The following is a 17,159-nucleotide window of genomic DNA, read 5'->3' as shown; positions in this document are numbered from 1 at the left end:
TTAATTACTTATGTAACTAACTATAAAGTCAAACCCAAAAAAAGTCAATAAAAAAAAGCGTCTCAGACGCTTTTTTATTAGTAGTTCTTAGCTGGTAGCACAGAACCTTTGTAATGTTTTTTAATCCATTCTTGAGTTGATTTAGATTGTAAAACCTTAACCAATTCCTTGATGTCTTTTCTGTTTTGATCACCATTTCTAACGGCAACAATATTGAAGTATGGTGAGTTCTTTTCAGGCTTTTGTAAAGCAATTGCTTGCTTATCAGGTTGTAAACCACCTTGAACTGCGTAATTAGAGTTAATTGCCACAGCATCACCTTCACCATTATTGTAAATCAATGGCATAATCTTTGGTTCATATCCAGTTTGAAATACCAAGTGTTTTGGATTATAAGCAATATCACTGAAGTTAGCTTGAGTAATATTGACACCCTTCTTAATCTTAATTAAACCGTTTTGTTGGAATAATTGAAGAATACGACCATAATCAGGTGCATTACTACTTACTAAGATATGAGCACCATTTTTAAGGTCTGAGAGCTTTTTGTACTTCTTGGAGTAAATACCAATTGGTTCCAAGTGAACGGCTCCTACGTTTACTAAATTGCCATCATATTCCTTGTTCCATTGATCTAAGAACGCTGGAGTTTGGAAGTAGTTAGCATCTAGTTGCTTTCCGGCTAATGCACGATTAGGTAGCACGTAGTCTTGGAAAGTAACGATGTCTAACTTAATGCCCTTTTTTCTAAGTTCTGGTTCAATGTGACGAAGAATTTGTGCATGAGGAATATTAGATGCCCCAATACGAATTGTGTTCTTTGCCTTGTAGTTACCAGGACCTAGTAATAGTAAAACGATGAATAAAACAACGATTCCACCAAAGGATAAAAGCTTTTTCATTTTAATATCCTCCTTATAGTGTACGTTTGTCGATTTTCTTAACTAGTAAGTCTCCAACTGTTTGAACGATTAGAACAATAATTAAAATAATAACGGTTGCCACTAAAGTAACAGTGTTGTTATTTGATTGGAAACCATCCAAGTATGCTAGGTAACCTAGACCACCAGAACCAATAGCACCGGCCATTGCAGTGTATGAAATCAATGAAATGGCGGTAACAGTTGCTCCGGCAATCAATGCTGGTGTACTTTCTGGAAGTAATACCTTAAAGATAACATCCCAGTTAGTACCACCCATTGATTTAACGGCTTCAATTACACCATCATCAACTTCTCTAAAGTTAGCTTCAACCATTCTTGCGTAGAATGGAGCAGCTGAAATAACTAGTGATGGAATAGCGGCCTTAGGTCCGATAATAGTACCTACAAGGTCCTTTGTGAATGGTAATAGTAATACGATTAAGATAATGAATGGAATTGATCTGAATACGTTAACTAGGAAAGATACTACCCAGTTGATAATCTTCCAGCCAAAACCAGACTTGTTACGACTTTCGAATAATAATAGTCCTAAAATAATTCCTAATACAGCAACAATAATCATTGATAAAGCAGTCATCCAAACTGTTTCCCATGTTGCTTGTCTCATTGCACTCCAATTAACGTTATTGAATTGGAAGTATGATTGAATTCCTTGATTAGCCACGGTTAATCACCTCTGCTTCCACGTTTACTGATTTCAAGTATTCAACAGCCTTGTTTTGGTCTTCAGGAGTTCCTAGTAGTTGTAGAACTAGTGAACCGATTGAACCACCTTGTGTTTGATGAATACTTCCTTCAACGATATTTAATTCTAATGAATCAAATTCGCGAATCATTTGGGATACAACTGGTTGTTGTGATTGAGTACCCTTGAAGGTTAACTTAATCACCATACCATTTGGATAGTTCTTGATAATTTCGTCTACGGTCATGCTCAAATCCTTAGCATTTGGATTGTCATCTTCGTTAACGAAACGTTTAGTGATGTCTTGTTGAGGGTTTTGGAAAATGTCGTAAACATTACCAGTTTCAACAACTTGACCATCCTGCATAACAGCAACTTTTGAAGCTGTCTTTCTAATGGCATGCATTTCGTGAGTAATCAAAAGAATAGTTAGGTTTAACTTCTTGTTAATTTCTAGTAATAGGTCCAAAATTTCATCTGTTGTTTGTGGATCTAGCGCACTAGTAGCTTCATCAGAAATAAGAATTTCTGGGTCATTAGCCAATGCTCTGGCAATCCCAACACGTTGCTTTTGTCCACCAGATAGTTCTGAAGGATAATCGTTTTCACGACCCTTCAAACCAACTAATTCAATAAGCTTTTCAGCTTTTTGGTGACGTTGTTCTTTATCAACACCAGCAATTTCTAGTGGTAATTCAATGTTTTGTTGGATAGTTCTAGACCATAGTAAGTTAAAGTGTTGGAAAATCATACCAACCTTCTTACGTTGTGATCTTAGTTCCTTGCTACTTAATTTCGCAATATCCTTACCATTAATTTCGATAGAACCAGAAGTTGGGGCTTCTAGACCATCTAACATTCTAACAAGTGTTGATTTACCGGCACCAGAGTAACCGATAATACCAAAGATTTCACCGTCGTTAATTTCTAGGTTAACGTCTTTAACAGCTGTTAGGATGCTTTTATCAAGTTTGTATTTCTTGTTAACATTCTTAAATCTAATCAAACTGTTTCTCCTCACTTTCAAATAAAAAAAGCCTTCCGCACCTACTGATTTAACAGTAAAGGACGAAAAGCTCGTGTTACCACCTTTTATTCACCATTGCCTCACGACAATAGCCTCATAAGTATCTTTAATACTTCAGCAATATAACGTTTGCCAGACGATGTTAGTTTATCCCAAATTTCGCTAACTGATTATTTATCAAGACCATATTCGGTAACTACAAATAACTCTTTTTCACCAACCGAGCTCTCTGTGATATTCATTAGTTACTTACTCATCTTATAATCAAATTTTAATAAAGTATACAATTATTTAATGTACTTGTCAATTCATTAGCTATGAGAAGTCACGGCTAGCACTGAACATGTACCCATAATTATGATACTGCATTGACATGACTAATCCAATCCCTATCATGTTACCAATCAAGGCAGATCCACCCTGACTGACGAATGGCAATGGAATACCAGTCAATGGTAATAGTCCAATACTCATACCAATATTTTCAAATACATGGAATAAGATCATCATGATAATTCCAGTTGAAATGTATGCATAGTAGACGTTCTTAGTTTCAAATGTAACCTTAATCATTCGATAAATCAAAACGAAGTAGATACCAATTAAAACTAAACCACCGATGAAACCAAAGTTTTCACCGATAACTGAGAAAATCATATCTGATTCTCGAACCGGCACGTAAACGTGAGATACGTTGAATCCAGTCCCACCGAATCCCCCAGAACCAACGGCTTTTATACTTTGCCATAATTGGTAACCAGAACCAGCTAGGTTTTCAGGATTTGATGGGTCCAACCAATCGTTAACACGATCGAATTGGTAAGATTGAAACCCTAATGCTTCCAAAATCTTTCTACCACCGCTAGTGATAACTAAAATTAAAGCAGTCCCACCAATTGTTGCGAATGCAGCAACTCCAGGAACAATGATTCTCCAAGTAATTCCAGACACAATAACTAGTCCACCAAGCATGGCGAAGAAAACAAGCATTGTACCGAAATCATTTTCAATTTTTAATAACACACAGATTGGTAATGTCCATAGGATCATCTTCCCCAATAACAGTGCATCTGTTTTTAATGTGTGAACAGCATAGTTTCTGTTATGTTCAACAATCACTCTTGCCAACATAACCACAAACGCTGGTTTCATAATTTCGGCTGGCTGAAAGGTCAACGGACCTAATTGGAACCAACTCTTGGCACCTGTTTGAACAAAATAATATCTACTGTACAAAACAAGTAACGATGCCAGTAACGTTAATGCTCCCCAGTAAATAATTGGTGCCACTTTCCATAATTGTTCAGAATCAAATTGCATAATGATTATGATTATTACAGTTCCGATTGTATACCATACCAACTGCGTAATCATTTGCTTCACGATTGTTCCGGAATATGAATCATGATTTACGGCAACGTATATTGCGCCAACACCAATCAATGCTAAAAGAGCCACACAAATTATGATTGTCCAATCTAATCGAGAAGAATTGCTATCATTGTCACTATTAAACACTGCAAATCACCTCTAAATCATTTTAGCCCTTGTGTAAGTTGTATTGGCTAATTAATAATTCAATTCCTTCGTCTAAGGATTTGGCTTTAAATACATTATCTTCATCGAAAACAGCTTCGAACTTTTCTTCATCCATTTGACGGATAAAGCCAACTTCTTGCTTACCAACAAAAAGAACTTCGCGTTCTTCACCGTTTACGTTTTGTGTATCTAAAGTTACTTCAATATTTTTCTTTCCCTTTGACATTTTGTCCTCCTAAAAATAAAAGTAGCCGATTCAATTATTTGATCGACTACTTTAAATTAATAGAACGTCGATAATCTTTCGACGCCCTCTTATTTCTAAAAATAGTAAAATGATCAGAAACCGGATCATAACCACCTTTGACAAAAGGATGACAACGTAAAATCCGTGCACACCCCATTACAAAACCTAATAATGCTCCGTGCTTTCTGACAGCATCGATCATATAAGTAGAACATGTCGGATAATAACGACAAGACGCCGGTAAAAGTGGTGAAATGAATCGTTTATATCCCATCACTAATTTTATCAGAAACTTTCTCATCAGTTATCACTTTCTTATATTAATCTTTATTTTTTGCTTTCTTGTTTGTTGATATGTTCAAGTAATGCACCGGCACCCTTAGCAACATTATCTAGAGGACTTTCAGAAATTAACACTGGCACAGTTAATTCTTTTGAAATTGCATGATCGATACCTCTTAATAAGGCACCACCACCTGTTAAAATAATTCCTCTGTCTACAATATCAGAAGCTAATTCAGGAGGAACTACTTCTAAGACATCCTTAGCAGCATCAATAATTTGGTTAACAGTATCTTCAACAGCCTTTTGTACTTCTAAACTGTTTAGAGTAATAGATCTTGGCATACCACCAAGTACATCTCTACCACGAACTTCCATTTCTTTCACATCAGTTTCGTTTGGATCTGCAGTACCAATGGTAATCTTAATCTTTTCGGCAGTGTGTTCACCGATAACCAATCCATGTTTATCCTTTATGTAAGAAACGATATCAGTGTTCATTACATCACCGGCTACACGAATGGATTTACTTGCAACAATATCACCTAATGATAACACGGCGATGTCAGATGTTCCACCACCCATATCAATTACCATGTTTCCTTTTGGTTGGAAAATGTTCATTCCGGCACCAATTGCAGCAACCTTAGGTTCTTCTTCGATATAAACTTTACCACCACCAGATTTTTCAGCAGCTTGAATAATTGCTTTTCTTTCGATGTTAGTAATGTTTGTTGGGGCACAAATCATGGTCTTTGGTTTTGACATAAAGCCTTTAACGCTCAACTTATTGATAAAGTATGTAAGCATCTTTTCTGTTACGTCAAAGTCAGAGATAACCCCTTCTTTAAGTGGTCTGATTGCACGAATGTTGCTTGGTGTTCTACCAACCATTCTATATGCTTCAGAACCAACTGCTAATAATTTATTTGTTTTAATATCTACCGCAACAACAGATGGTTCGTTTAATACGATTCCCTTTCCTGTTACGTAAATTAAAACATTGGCAGTACCTAAGTCAATGCCGATATCTTTTACCATTTCTCTCTTCCTCCTGAGTTAACTCATATGTTAAATATTATAGCATATCGCTCTATAATTGATTTTATTTTTGTGAAGTTTTACTAAATGAGAGTTCCTCATTATCTTTCATATCAACTCTCTTAATGTCAGCACCAAGTTTGGCTAACTTGACATGAAAATCGTAATATCCACGATCTAAGTATTTTAAATTTCTAACGATAGTAATACCGTCAGCAACTAGACCAGCTAAAACAAGCGCTGCAGCAGCTCTCAAATCAGTTGCAGCAACTTCTGCGCCGCTAAACTTAGTTGGTCCGTTTAAGACCACACTCTTCCCGTTGATTCTAAATTTAGCGTTCATTCTAGCTAGTTCATCCAAGTGCATGAAACGATTTTCAAACACTGTTTCAGTCAATAAACTACTACCTTGAGCAGCTAATTGTAATACAGTCATTTGAGGTTGCATGTCTGTTGGGAAACCTGGGTATGGTAGTGTCTTTACGTCAACAGGTTTTAATTCGTCTGGACCAATAACACGAATACCATTTGATTCTTCCTTAACAGTTACACCCATTTCTTGCATCTTAGCGATTAATGGTTGGTTGTATGATGCTTCAGCATCTTCAATCAATACGTTACCGCGTGTTAATGCCGCTGCTACCATGAAAGTACCTGCTTCGATACGGTCCTGTAGCACACTGTGGTCAACACCGTGTAGCTTACTTACACCTTTAATCTTAATCTTGCTAGTACCTGCACCCATAACGCTAGCACCCATCGCATTTAAGATGTTGGCTAGGTCAACGATTTCAGGTTCTTGAGCAACATTTTCAATGATGGTTTGGCCTTCTGCTAATGTGGCAGCCATCATAATGTTTTGAGTAGCACCAACACTTGGGAAGTCCATGTAAATTTCGTCACCCTTTAAACCGTCTTCAGCAAAAGCTTCAACGTATCCATCATGTTGTTCGATTTTGGCACCTAGTGCTTCAAAACCTTTCAAGTGAATATCAATTGGACGAGAACCAATTGCACATCCACCAGGCAATGCAACCTTAGCATGACCTAATCTCGCCAATAGTGGTCCCATTACTACGATTGATGCTCTCATCTTTGAAACATATTCTAATGGAGCTTCGTATGAGATTTGGTTGGTAGCATCAAAACTCATTTGATTCTCATTAGTATTAAAGTCAATTTTTAAGTTCAAGAAGCGTAAAACTTCTTCCATTGTATATACGTCTGATAATAGTGGTACGTTGTTTAAAACTGTTTTTCCTTCACTGGCTAAAATGGTAGCAGCCATTATTGGTAGGACAGCATTTTTTGCACCTTCAATGTGGACGTTACCGGTAAGGCGTTGGCCTCCCTTAATCACGATTTTATCCACTGGTAACCCTCCAGTAATTTCAATTTTAATGATTTATTGTCATGTTTATTACCCATATAAAGAAAGATCCTGACACATATCCAATACAGATAGATAATAGAATTATTAAAATTCGGTACTTATTAATGTGCATTTTGACATATCTTTCTAGATGAATATCATTTAAACTCCAAAAAGCTAATCCAATAAAGAATAATTGAATAGCTAAATCTAAGAAAGAATTAATATTTGATGATTCCATAATATCTCCATTCTTTATAGCAACTATAACATAAAAAACACTTTTTGTCTTTCTAATCTTTACTAAGTATTTATTAATTTATTTTTTATTTATGTATCAAAAAAGGCCTGCATTAGATGCAGACCTTTTCCTTAATGTTTAGCAACATGCATTCGGTTAATAGCTCTTCTCAAAGCAACTTGGTTTCTTAGGATTTCTTGGTTATCATGCTTTTGTCTAGCGATTTCCAATGCCTTTTGAGCACGGTCTCTCGCAGCAGCAGCACGATCAACGTCGATATCCCCTTGCTTTTCGGCACTATCTGCAATAACAGTTAAGTTATTGTTTGAGAATTCAACGAAACCACCGTTAACGGCAATTTCATCTACATCTGAACCGGATTTTACTTTTACTTCGTCAACTTCCAATGAAGCTATTACGGGAACATGATTAGGCATAATTCCTAATTGACCACTCTTGGTTCTAACAATAACCAAGCGAGCATCTTCACGTTCATATACCTTACCATCAGGAGTAACGATACTAACGGTTAATACTGAGTTGTTATCAGCCAATTAGAACCCTCCTTAGTTGTTTTGCTTCATTTTTTTAGCATTTTCAACTACGTCTTCAATAGGTCCACAGTTTCTAAATGCATCTTCAGGAAGATCATCATACTTACCATCTAGGATAGCTTTGAAACTTTCAACAGTCTTGGCAACTGGAACATATCTACCTGGTAAACCAGTAAATGTTTCAGCAACACTAAAGCTTTGTGATAGGAAGAATTGGATACGACGTGCACGACCAACAATGGTCTTTTCTTCGTCAGATAATTCATCCATACCTAAGATAGAAATGATATCTTGAAGTTCATGGTATCTTTGCAATACTTGTTGTACTTCAGTTGCAACCTTGTAGTGTTCTTCACCAACAATTGATGGATCTAGAGCAGCTGATGTTGATGCTAATGGATCAACGGCTGGGTAGATACCTTGTTGAGTTAATGAACGTTCCAAGTTGGTTGTTGCATCCAAGTGAGCGAAAGTAGTTGCAGGAGCAGGGTCGGTGTAATCATCGGCAGGAACGTAAACGGCTTGAATTGAAGTAATCGCACCCTTCTTGGTTGAAGTGATACGTTCTTGCAATTGACCCATTTCAGTAGCTAATGTAGGTTGATAACCTACGGCTGATGGAATACGACCTAACAATGCGGAAACTTCAGTACCGGCTTGAGTAAATCTAAAGATGTTATCGATGAACAATAGAACATCGGTACCAACTTCGTCACGGAAGTATTCCGCGATAGTCAAACCAGTTAAAGCAACACGCATACGTGCTCCAGGTGGCTCGTTCATTTGACCATATACCATGGCTGTCTTGTCCAAGACACCTGAACCTTTCATTTCAAAGTACATATCGTTACCTTCACGAGTACGTTCACCAACACCGGTGAATACTGAGATACCGTTATGTCCTTGAGCAATATTATGAATTAATTCTTGAATTAAAACAGTTTTACCAACTCCGGCACCACCGAACAATCCAACCTTACCACCACGAATGTATGGTGCTAGTAAATCGATAACTTTAATACCGGTTTCTAGAATTTCTGCAGATGGATTTAATTGATCGTAACTTGGAGCTTGTCTGTGAATTGGCCAACGTTCTGCATCGTCGCCAAATTCAGGACCACCATCAATTGGTTCACCAAGAACGTTAAATACACGACCTAAAGTGTTTTCACCAACAGGAACTGAAATAGGAGCTTTAGTATTTTCAACTTCCATTCCACGGCGTAAACCGTCAGTTCCGTCCATGGCGATAGTTCTAACAACACCGTCACCTAATTCAAGTGTAACTTCTGTAACTAAAGTTTCATTATCGTCTTTGTGTACACGAAGAGCGGTGTTGATGTCAGGTAATTCAACGTCCGTTGGGAATTCAACGTCAACGACTGGTCCAATAACTTGAATAATCTTACCAGTACTCATTTTCGTTAATTCCTCCCGTCATATTAGTGCTTCAAAGCTTCTTGACCACCGACAATTTCAGTGATTTCGGTAGTAATAGCAGCTTGTCTTGCACGGTTATATTGTAATTCTAATCTAGAAATAAGATCTGATGCATTGTCTGAAGCAGATTGCATAGCAGTTGAACTTGATGAATGTTCTGAAGTCTTAGCATCAAGGATTGCTCCGAATACTAAACTTTGTGCGTATTGAGGTAATACAACCTTCAATACAGCTGATTCGTCAGGTTCAATTTCATATTCAGCACTAAAGTCATGTGCCTTAATGTCTTTACTTGAATCTTCTTCAAATGCTTCGCTATCCATTGGTAGCATTTTTTCAGCTCTAAAAGTTGAAGAAATACGGTTAACAAAGTGTGTGTAACAAACGTATAACTTGTCAAACACACCATCTTCAAACATTGAGTTTGCAGTCTTAACGATTTCTCTAACTTCAGCGAAAGTAGGAATATCAGAAACGCCACGGTATTCATAAGCCACGTTTACATTACGGTTCTTATAAAAGTCAGCACCATTTCCACCTACAGCTAAAATCATGTAATCATCAGGATTTGGAGTGTGTTCTTCAATAAAGTTATTAGTTTCTCTAATCACATTACTGTTGTAACTTCCTACCATTCCACGATCAGATGTAATAACTAGGTATGCTGTCTTACCAGACTTGTGGTCAGACGCATTACTTGAGGAATTAATTTTGTCTAACAAATGAGACTGAGCTAAATGCATTACAACAGCCTTAACACGAGAAACATATTCCTCATAATTACTGGTATGCTTTTGAATACGGTTCAACTTTGCAGTAGAAACCATTTGCATCGCAGTAGTAATTTGACGTGTATTTCTGGTTGATGCAATACGATGTTTAACATCATTAATAGATTCAGCCATTAGTTCTCACCATCCTTCAAGCTAGTTATTTTGTGTTTCTTCTTGCTTACTTGGAGTGAATGATTTAGTAAATTCATCAACTGCATTTGCTAAAGCATCACCTTCTGGTAACTTACCAGTGTTTACAATTGTATCTAGTAAGTCACGATGTGAAGCGTCGAAGAAGTTGAATAATTCAGTTTGGTAACGTTGGATATCGTCAACAGCAATCTTGTCTAGGTATCCGTGTGTCAAACTAAATAGAATAAGTACTTGTTTTTCGACAGGTAGTGGAGCGTGAAGAGGTTGTTTTAGAACTTCTTCAGTACGAGCTCCACGGTTCAACTTAGCTTGAGTTGCATCATCCAAGTCAGAACCGAATTGAGCAAAGGCTTGTAGTTCATGATATGAAGCTAGGTCAAGTCTCAAAGTACCTGCTACTTGTTTCATCGCTTTAATTTGAGCGTCCCCACCAACACGAGAAACTGATGTACCAGCATCAATGGCTGGACGAGTTCCTGAATAGAACATGTCTGAGTTCAAGAAGATTTGACCATCAGTAATTGAAATAACGTTGGTTGGAATGTAAGCTGAAACGTCCCCTGCTTGAGTTTCAACAATTGGTAGAGCAGTCATTGAACCGCCACCTAACTTGTCTGATAACTTAGCAGCACGTTCTAGTAAACGTGAGTGGGTATAGAAGATATCACCAGGATATGCTTCACGACCAGGAGGTCTACGAAGAATAAGTGATAGTTCACGGTAAGCGTTGGCTTGTTTTGTTAAATCATCATAAACGATCAAAACATGCTTACCTTGGTTCATAAAGTATTCACCAATAGCTGCACCAGCGTAAGGAGCAATGTATAGTAATGGAGCTGGTTCAGAAGGACCGGCTGACAATACGATTGTGTAATCCATTGCGCCAAACTTTTCTAGAGTAGCAACTTGTGAACGGACAGTTGAGTCCTTTTGTCCAATCGCAACGTAGATACAAATCATATCTTGATCCTTTTGGTTCAAGATAGTATCAACAGCGATTGAAGTCTTACCTGTTTTTCTATCACCGATGATTAATTCACGTTGGCCACGGCCAATTGGAACTAACGCATCGATTGACTTAATACCAGTTTGTAATGGTTCAGAAACACTTTGTCTGTCCATGATACCTGGAGCTTTCTTTTCAATAGGACGAGATGATTCAGTCTTGATATCACCCTTACCATCAATTGGTTGACCTAATGAGTTGATGGTTCTACCCACCATTTCTTCTCCAACAGGAACTTCCATGATTTTACCGGTACGCTTAATAGTTGCACCTTCACGAATATGTGTACAGTCACCTAAAACAACAATACCTACATCGTTACTTTCAAGGTTTTGAGCCATACCATAGATTCCGTTTTCGAATTCAAGTAACTCACCAGACAACGCATTATCTAAACCATGAGCACGAGCAACACCGTCACCAACGTAGGTAACAACCCCTGTTTCTTCAACAGCTAGGTCATCCTTGTAACCGGATAATTGTTGCTTGATTAGAGCACTGATTTCTTCAGCATTAATGCTCATAAAAGTTTCACCTCTTTGATAGATATTGTTATTAACTCAATAGAAGTTTTTTAATGTTGTTAATTTTTGTCTTAACACTTCCATCAAAAATAACGTTCGATGATTTTAGAATTACACCACCGATTAGACTTTGATCAACTTTGTTATCTAGGATAACTTCGTTGGCACCTACACGCGCTTTAAAAACGTCTGCAAGTTTTTGCTTTTGTTCGTCGGATAGAGGAACTACAGATAGTGCATCAGCATGAACAATCTTATTCTTTTCATTGTAAGAACGTTCAAATTCTTCCACAATCAAAGTAAATTCATCCATTTTGTTAGAACCTAATAAAACTTTTAAAAGGTTTTTAACAAATTCGACGTCAGAATTGTCAATCAAAGGTTTGATTAAACTTTCTTTTTTGTCTTCTGGAAAGCTTACATCAGTTAAAACTCGACTTAGTGATGAATTATCATCAAAAATTTGTTTGATAGATAATAATTCACTCAAACCGGCTTCAACTTGATTTTTTTCTTCAAGCACTTCATAAAGTGCTTTTGAATAGCGTTTTGCGAATGTGATTTTATCTAGCATCTTGCTTCCCCAACCCTTCAATATAAGAATCAATCAATGCCTTTTGATCGTCAGCTTTTAATTCTTTTTGAATGATCTTAGAAGCAATTTCAATAGATAAATTGGCCACATCATTTTTGGTGTTTGCTAAAGCATCTTTACGTTCTTGTTCAATATCTTTTTGAGCAGAAGTCTTGATACTTTGAGCATCGTTTCTAGCAGTTGTGATAATTTGGTCACTTTGTACTTGAGCAGATTGCTTGGCGTTATTGATAATGCCGGTTGCATCTTCTCTAGATTTTGCTAAGGCGTCTTCACGTTGCTTTGCTAAATCTTCAGCGTCCTTACGTGACTTTTCTGCAGAATTGATGTCATCGGCAATCTTGTTAGCACGTTTTTCCATCATTTCTGATAATGGCTTCCATGCAAATTTCATGATAAGAATCATCAAGATGATGAAAACAAGAGCTGTAAAGATCATGTTACCGTAGTACAATCCACCACCATCAGTCACAGCGACAGTTGGCAATAATGAATGTGAAAGCATCTATTGACACCTCCTTAATTGAGAATAGAAGAATTACTTTACCTTTATATTATTATTTAGCCATGTATACGAATGATAGAACTAAAGAAATAATAGGTAGAGCTTCGACCAAACCAACACCGATAAACATGTTAGTTCTTAATTGACCAGTCATTTCTGGTTGTCTAGCCATTCCTTCAATAAATTTAGAAATAACGATACCATCACCGATACCCGCACCAATAGCGGCACCAGCCATAGCAATACCAGCAGCTAATACACCCATGGTAAATCCTCCTTATAATAAATAAAATTATTCCTCAGGTTGAATCTTTTGAGAAATGTATACGAATGTTAAGGTTACAAATACGAATGCTTGAACACTTCCGATAAAGATTGAGAATGCTTCCCAAATCATTGCAACAAGTACGGAAGGGATGTATCCCAATACACCGTAACCTAGTGCTAATTTAGATAGCAATCCTAGAAGTAGTTCACCTGCGAAAATATTACCATATAGACGCAAACCAAGAGTTAGGAAGTTAGCTAACTCTTCGAAGACATTCAATGGCAACCATAACTTAAATGGCTTCAAGTATGTACTTGAGAAGTAACCCTTGAATCCAAGCTTTGAAACTCCTGCGAAATGAGCCCATGCCAACGTGATAGCGGCCAATGTCAAAGTGACAATTGGATCTGACGTTGGACTTTTAACATAGGCAACCCCATTGTAATCAATTTGGAAAAGTAGTCCCATTTGGTTAGAAATGAAGATGAATACGAATAGTACGAAAGCAAATAGACCGTAAGCCTTGGCTTTAGCACCTTCAACAGAAGTGTTAACAATTCCGTTGGTGAAATCAACAATCATTTCAAGCAAGTTTTGTTTCCCTGATGGAATCACTTGTAGTTTTCTAGAACAAATGAATACAAACAAGAATACGAAAACTGCGGCAACCGTAACGGAAACCATGTTTCCAATATTGAATGTAAGCCCAAATAGCTTAAATGTGGATATTGGATCATTCACAGATTATCACCCCTTTTCGCAACCTAAGCATACTAAACATTAACATTACATTAATGATAGTTTTAACTCTTAAGATGATGTATTTCTCTTTCAAAATACACTAAGATATTACCACCATTCAGGCTTCATTTCAAAATAAAATAACTATTTAACAGTTTTTTTACAAAAATTACAATTTGTGCTTTACAAATTGTAAAAAATGTATCTTGGACTTTTAGTATAAAGTTATACATAAATAAAAAATCCATCGCGAAAAAACGACGGATTTTTATTTTATTTAGTTCCGAATAGACGATCTCCGGCATCACCTAGTCCGGGTACAATGTAACCGTTTTCTAGATGATCATCTAACGCAGCAGTGTAAATATCTACGTCACCATGGGCTTTTTGAAGTGCTTCCACACCTTCGGGAGCAGCTACCAAGCACACAAATTTAATATTACTTTCGTCGACACCACGCTTAATTAAAGCATCGATTGCCATGATGGCAGAACCACCGGTAGCAAGCATTGGATCAACAACAAAAATTTGACGTTTGTCAATATCACTTGGCAATTTCACAAAGTATTCGTGTGGTTCCAGGGTCTTTTCGTCACGGTACATACCGATGTGACCAACCTTAGCAGCTGGAATTAAATCTAAGATACCGTCTACCATCCCAATACCCGCACGAAGAATTGGCACAACAGCCACCTTTTTACCTGATAGTTGCTTTGCATGTGCGATACCTTGTGGAGTCTTTACATCAACGTCTTCTAGTGGCATGTCTCTAGAAACCTCGAAAGCTAGCAATGAAGCAATTTCATTTACAACTTCACGAAATTCTCTAGTTCCACAGTTTTCATTTCTGATAATAGTTAACTTGTGTTGAATCAATGGATGATTCATTACTTGAAATTTTCCCATGATTAATCTCCTTTAATCAAAAATTGGATGTGATTGGGTTAATTGGGATACTTCTTCTCTTACTTCTCTTAGGACATTTTCGTCGTCATGATGTTCAATTGCACGTGTTATCATCTTTGCAACTTTACGTGAATCTTTTTCATCGAACCCTCTAGAAGTAATCGCAGGAGTTCCTAATCTTAATCCACTTGTAATAAATGGACTTAGTTTCTCATCAGGAATTGCTTCCTTATTAGTTGTAATCTTAAGTGAATCTAATAGGATTTGAGCTTCTTTCCCATTTAATTCTGTGCTGGTTAAGTCTAAGACCATCAAATGGTTATCGGTACCACCAGATACCACCTTGATAGTATCACTGTTGTTAAATTCGTCAGCCATAGCAGCTGCATTTTTAATAACTTGTTTTGAGTATTCTGTAAATGCTGGTTGCAAGTCTTCAAAGAAACAAGCAGCCTTACCAGCAATCACGTGTTCCAATGGTCCACCTTGTGATCCTGGGAACATTGCAGAATTAATCTTCTTAGCGTATTTTTCGTTAGACAAAATCATTCCACCACGAGGACCCCTTAGAGTCTTGTGAGTGGTAGTAGTTACGACATCGGCAATTCCGATGGGACTTGGATGTAATCCGGTAGCAACTAGTCCAGCAATGTGGGCCATATCTACCATTAAGTATGCGCCAACTTCGTCGGCAATTTCTCTGAACTTGTTCCAATCGATGATACGGCTGTAAGCAGAAGCACCAGCAACAATAATTTGTGGTTGAACTTCCTTAGCAATTGCTAAGATATCATCGTAGTTAAGACGTTCAGTCTTTGGATCTAAGCCGTATGAGAATGATTGGTAAATCTTACCCGAGAAGTTTACCTTAGCACCGTGGGTTAAGTGACCACCGGCGTTTAGGTCCATCCCTAAGATCTTATCTCCAGGCTTCAAAAATGCTGAGTACACCGCTTGGTTAGCTTGTGAACCTGAATGTGGTTGAACATTAACATATTCAGCCCCAAATAACTTTTTAGCACGTTCAATCGCTAATGTTTCTGATTTATCTACAAATTCACAACCACCGTAGTATCTCTTACCAGGATAACCTTCGGCGTACTTGTTAGTTAAAACAGAACCTTGCGCAGCCATTACAGCGTTTGATGCAATGTTTTCTGACGCAATTAGCTCAATTGTGTTTTCTTGACGAGTTTGTTCATTCTTAATTACATCCCATAATTCTTTGTCTTCATTTTGGTAATCGTATTTCATGATAGAAGTGCCCCCTCAAAAGTTACGTAACTATTTATTAAAATGTTTTTGTCCAGCAGATTTATTCAATCTGTTCATATATGCTTCACCAATGCCTTGATTTGCAAAACCTTGGGTCAAGATTGATTTTACTTCTTCTTCATTGTCAAAATGTCTTAGTCCTGCAAATAAAGCATGACTTGCTGATAAGACGGTATCTCCTAATGAAAATGTTTCGACATTATCAGGCCAGTCAATATCGTTTAAAACAGTATCAGTTGCCATGACTCCGACAGTATGATCTTGTTGTGATGCCCACTTAGCCGCTTCTTTGAAGTCGCTTGTGGAATCGACAATATAGACTTGAGCTGATGGTGCGTAGTGTTTGTACTTCATTCCTGGAGCCTTTGGAATTTGGCTATCGGATAGATGTACCCTTTCATCTAGCACGGGTTTGTTGATAATTTCTTCGATTTGTTCGGCTGAAATAGCACCTGGTCTTAAAATTGCAGGTTGGTCAGTCGACATATCTAAGACAGTGGATTCAACACCATATTGACATTCACCGTCATCTAGAATTCCAGCAATCTTACCTTTTAAATCATGGTAAACATGCTTGGCCAAGGTAGGACTGGGTTTCCCAGATGTGTTAGCAGATGGTCCCACAATTGGTACCCCTGCTTCCTTAATCAATGAAAGTGTTACATCATTGTTAGGATTTCTAAATGCTGCAGTATCCAATCCACCGGTTACGGTTTTAGATAATACATTGTCTTTCAAATTAAAAATGATGGTTAATGGTCCAGGCCAAAATGTATTAATTAGCTTCTTTGCCTCATCAGACAATGGTTGTGCGTATCTTTCAACCATTTCTGGGCCGTCAACATGGACGATTAAAGGATTGTCACTTGGACGTCCTTTAGCCGCGTAAACTTGTTTAACCGCATCTTCATTAGTTGCATCTGCCCCTAAACCGTATACCGTTTCAGTTGGGAAAGAAACTAGCTTTCCATCGACGATATCTTTAGCGGCTGCAACTAAATCATCTGCAGTGTATATTTTTGTGTCCATATATAAATACAT

General features: G+C 37.4%; 20 protein-coding genes. All 20 read right to left on the bottom strand.

What is annotated here, in order from left to right; all coding sequences use genetic code 11:
• Nucleotides 1-77: 77 nt before the first annotated feature.
• The 20 genes from KTJ72_RS04475 to KTJ72_RS04380 all read right to left on the bottom strand — a co-directional run bounded on the left by KTJ72_RS04475 (nt 78) and on the right by KTJ72_RS04380 (nt 17,147).
• Nucleotides 78-902: a MetQ/NlpA family ABC transporter substrate-binding protein gene (locus KTJ72_RS04475; protein ID WP_041152739.1), complete on the bottom strand. Its 825-nt coding sequence runs from the start codon at nt 900-902 to the stop codon at nt 78-80.
• A gap of 13 nt (nt 903-915) precedes the next feature.
• Complete coding sequence (locus KTJ72_RS04470; protein ID WP_155368161.1) at nt 916-1,551, bottom strand: methionine ABC transporter permease; 636 nt, start codon at nt 1,549-1,551, stop codon at nt 916-918.
• Between the two features lie 49 nt (nt 1,552-1,600).
• Nucleotides 1,601-2,635 carry a methionine ABC transporter ATP-binding protein gene (locus tag KTJ72_RS04465; protein ID WP_041152741.1) on the bottom strand — a complete coding sequence of 345 codons (1,035 nt, stop codon included), beginning with the start codon at nt 2,633-2,635 and terminating at the stop codon, nt 1,601-1,603.
• A 336-nt stretch (nt 2,636-2,971) separates the two neighbouring features.
• On the bottom strand, nt 2,972-4,174 hold the full coding sequence (locus KTJ72_RS04460) for an FtsW/RodA/SpoVE family cell cycle protein (RefSeq protein ID WP_041152742.1): 1,203 nt from the start codon (nt 4,172-4,174) through the stop codon (nt 2,972-2,974).
• Nucleotides 4,175-4,196: 22 nt separating this feature from the next.
• The gene (locus KTJ72_RS04455) at nt 4,197-4,421 is read right to left on the bottom strand and encodes a DUF2969 domain-containing protein (protein ID WP_053791633.1); all 225 of its coding nucleotides are present in this window, start codon (nt 4,419-4,421) and stop codon (nt 4,197-4,199) included.
• Between the two features lie 46 nt (nt 4,422-4,467).
• Nucleotides 4,468-4,743, bottom strand: a complete 276-nt coding sequence (yidD, locus tag KTJ72_RS04450; protein WP_217304223.1) for a membrane protein insertion efficiency factor YidD — start codon at nt 4,741-4,743, stop codon at nt 4,468-4,470.
• Nucleotides 4,744-4,769: 26 nt separating this feature from the next.
• A complete protein-coding gene (gene mreB, locus KTJ72_RS04445) occupies nt 4,770-5,765 on the bottom strand; it encodes a rod shape-determining protein (RefSeq protein ID WP_041152744.1) in 996 nt (331 codons plus the stop codon).
• A 64-nt stretch (nt 5,766-5,829) separates the two neighbouring features.
• On the bottom strand, nt 5,830-7,137 hold the full coding sequence (gene murA, locus KTJ72_RS04440; RefSeq protein WP_217304222.1) for a UDP-N-acetylglucosamine 1-carboxyvinyltransferase: 1,308 nt from the start codon (nt 7,135-7,137) through the stop codon (nt 5,830-5,832).
• Between the two features lie 25 nt (nt 7,138-7,162).
• On the bottom strand, nt 7,163-7,378 hold the full coding sequence (locus KTJ72_RS07200) for a DUF1146 family protein (RefSeq protein WP_217304221.1): 216 nt from the start codon (nt 7,376-7,378) through the stop codon (nt 7,163-7,165).
• 131 nt (nt 7,379-7,509) lie between these two features.
• The gene (locus tag KTJ72_RS04430) at nt 7,510-7,932 is read right to left on the bottom strand and encodes a F0F1 ATP synthase subunit epsilon (protein ID WP_034534725.1); all 423 of its coding nucleotides are present in this window, start codon (nt 7,930-7,932) and stop codon (nt 7,510-7,512) included.
• A 12-nt stretch (nt 7,933-7,944) separates the two neighbouring features.
• Nucleotides 7,945-9,351, bottom strand: coding sequence for a F0F1 ATP synthase subunit beta (gene atpD, locus KTJ72_RS04425; RefSeq protein ID WP_041152746.1), 1,407 nt, complete (start codon nt 9,349-9,351; stop codon nt 7,945-7,947).
• 23 nt (nt 9,352-9,374) lie between these two features.
• Nucleotides 9,375-10,277: a F0F1 ATP synthase subunit gamma gene (locus tag KTJ72_RS04420; protein WP_041152747.1), complete on the bottom strand. Its 903-nt coding sequence runs from the start codon at nt 10,275-10,277 to the stop codon at nt 9,375-9,377.
• Between the two features lie 21 nt (nt 10,278-10,298).
• A complete protein-coding gene (gene atpA / locus KTJ72_RS04415) occupies nt 10,299-11,828 on the bottom strand; it encodes a F0F1 ATP synthase subunit alpha (RefSeq protein ID WP_041152748.1) in 1,530 nt (509 codons plus the stop codon).
• Between the two features lie 31 nt (nt 11,829-11,859).
• Nucleotides 11,860-12,402 carry an ATP synthase F1 subunit delta gene (gene atpH / locus KTJ72_RS04410; RefSeq protein ID WP_217304220.1) on the bottom strand — a complete coding sequence of 181 codons (543 nt, stop codon included), beginning with the start codon at nt 12,400-12,402 and terminating at the stop codon, nt 11,860-11,862.
• Nucleotides 12,392-12,928, bottom strand: coding sequence for a F0F1 ATP synthase subunit B (gene atpF / locus KTJ72_RS04405; RefSeq protein ID WP_041152750.1), 537 nt, complete (start codon nt 12,926-12,928; stop codon nt 12,392-12,394). Before atpF ends, atpH begins: the two co-directional genes overlap by 11 nt.
• Before the next feature lie 52 nt (nt 12,929-12,980).
• Complete coding sequence (gene atpE, locus KTJ72_RS04400) at nt 12,981-13,193, bottom strand: F0F1 ATP synthase subunit C (RefSeq protein WP_041152751.1); 213 nt, start codon at nt 13,191-13,193, stop codon at nt 12,981-12,983.
• 27 nt (nt 13,194-13,220) lie between these two features.
• Nucleotides 13,221-13,880, bottom strand: a complete 660-nt coding sequence (gene atpB, locus KTJ72_RS04395; protein ID WP_052471506.1) for a F0F1 ATP synthase subunit A — start codon at nt 13,878-13,880, stop codon at nt 13,221-13,223.
• A gap of 330 nt (nt 13,881-14,210) precedes the next feature.
• Nucleotides 14,211-14,843 (bottom strand): uracil phosphoribosyltransferase, encoded by a 633-nt coding sequence (upp, locus tag KTJ72_RS04390; RefSeq protein WP_041152753.1) that lies wholly within the window; start codon nt 14,841-14,843, stop codon nt 14,211-14,213.
• 12 nt (nt 14,844-14,855) lie between these two features.
• Nucleotides 14,856-16,097 carry a serine hydroxymethyltransferase gene (gene glyA / locus KTJ72_RS04385; RefSeq protein ID WP_041152754.1) on the bottom strand — a complete coding sequence of 414 codons (1,242 nt, stop codon included), beginning with the start codon at nt 16,095-16,097 and terminating at the stop codon, nt 14,856-14,858.
• 30 nt (nt 16,098-16,127) lie between these two features.
• Nucleotides 16,128-17,147 carry an L-threonylcarbamoyladenylate synthase gene (locus KTJ72_RS04380; RefSeq protein WP_041152755.1) on the bottom strand — a complete coding sequence of 340 codons (1,020 nt, stop codon included), beginning with the start codon at nt 17,145-17,147 and terminating at the stop codon, nt 16,128-16,130.
• Nucleotides 17,148-17,159: the final 12 nt, after the last annotated feature.

The sequence above is a fragment of the Apilactobacillus waqarii genome (assembly GCF_019061205.1).
Classification (GTDB): Bacteria; Bacillota; Bacilli; order Lactobacillales; family Lactobacillaceae; genus Apilactobacillus; species Apilactobacillus waqarii.
This window is presented reverse-complemented; position numbering and strand designations above follow the sequence as displayed.